Origin of the sequence: Candidatus Paracaedibacter symbiosus (genome assembly GCF_000757605.1) — a bacterium.
In the GTDB taxonomy this organism is placed as follows: Bacteria; Pseudomonadota; Alphaproteobacteria; order Paracaedibacterales; family Paracaedibacteraceae; genus Paracaedibacter_A; species Paracaedibacter_A symbiosus.
In genome coordinates this window covers 1-1,346 of sequence record NZ_JQAK01000032.1, presented here as the reverse complement: position 1 = coordinate 1,346, position 1,346 = coordinate 1, and the positions used below count along the sequence as shown (strand labels likewise).

Below are 1,346 nucleotides of genomic sequence, written 5' to 3'. Positions count from 1 at the left end.
AATGCCCACTATCCTGAATTTGAAAGAACTATTCTTAGCTTAGTGTGCTTGTACTTGATTAATGATGGTAGTAAGGAGGCGTATGAACGCTTTACCGTTCTCCAATGATCTAGTGAAAAGCTTACATACGCGTCATTTAAGCGATTACATTCATTTGCCCAAGAAATTATTCAAAATGACCTATCCCAGCTACAGCTTCTTGAAATCAATTTAATATTAGGAGATATGGGTAAAACGCAAGTGGCTCATGAAAAATCTAAAATTTATAAGATTTCTGAAGCTGATCATGACCTCTTTTTAGACAAATGCCTCAAAAAATGTCCGCAGATTTTTCCAACTTTTCAATTATTGACACCTTCACATCAAGAACAACTTAAAAGAACAAAAGGCCTTGTCCATTTAGGACATGTCACACATGTTGAAGGAGGACCGGAAATATTAGAAAAATTGAAGAATTCGACTATTCTTAGGAACAATCCTCGAGGATTTGATTTTGAGATTTTAACACATATATGCGATGTTAGCGCTGCTCGGGGTCATGAGAATAATGCTGGATCAAAAGTCATGACTGAGAATACATTTAAAACAATTGAAGTCATTAAAGAGGCTTTACATTATTTATCAAATCATTCTGAGCAAGAAGCTCTGAAGCATTACTTATCGCAACGTGCGTCTTGGCTTGGTATAAATTTAAGTTTTGATGAGGAGTATACTGTAGCGCGCATTGGCGCTATGATGCGGCTTTATACAAAAGAAGATGGGAAGATCCTTCAAGAAGCTTTCAGCCAAATTAAACCTAAAATGAAAAGCACTTTGCTTGCTGAACTTAACCCATTAATTATTAGACAGGAAAGAACACCAACTTATATCCCTGCTGTACTTGTCAATCTTATGAGTGCTTATACTAAGCAAGAGTTATCCCGTGAAGATTCAATTCACCAGTGCGTTACAAAAGGTGTTCCACTTATAGCAGAGATTTTACATGCTTATCGGCACAATAAAGCAAATATTCCTTATAATATAAATCTAACGCTTAATTTTAATAAAATTGCAGGTCAACTTCGAGATAATGTAGAACTTGCCGAAAATAATAATTTTACTATTGATCCTCAAGGAAATGTTGAATTAGTGCAGTCTTAAGACAAAGCGAAGAAAAGTTAAATTTTTTTGATTAAAATACGTTAGTTGGTTATGTTACAAGTTTGAGCAGTAGACTTGGAGGTATAAATAACTCTGGATACTCCCTATAAAGCATTAAGATTCCGTTACCGACATTTTTTACCTACCATTATTCTACAATGCAGGCGCTAGTATTTGTGCTACCCCCTAAGCTACCGAAATCTAGA

General features: G+C 35.2%; 1 pseudogene. It reads left to right on the top strand.

From position 1 onward, the window contains the following. Positions 1-126: 126 nt before the first annotated feature. A pseudogene (locus IG80_RS0111930) lies at positions 127-1,140 on the top strand (DUF6829 domain-containing protein); the annotation flags it as partial. Positions 1,141-1,346: the final 206 nt, after the last annotated feature.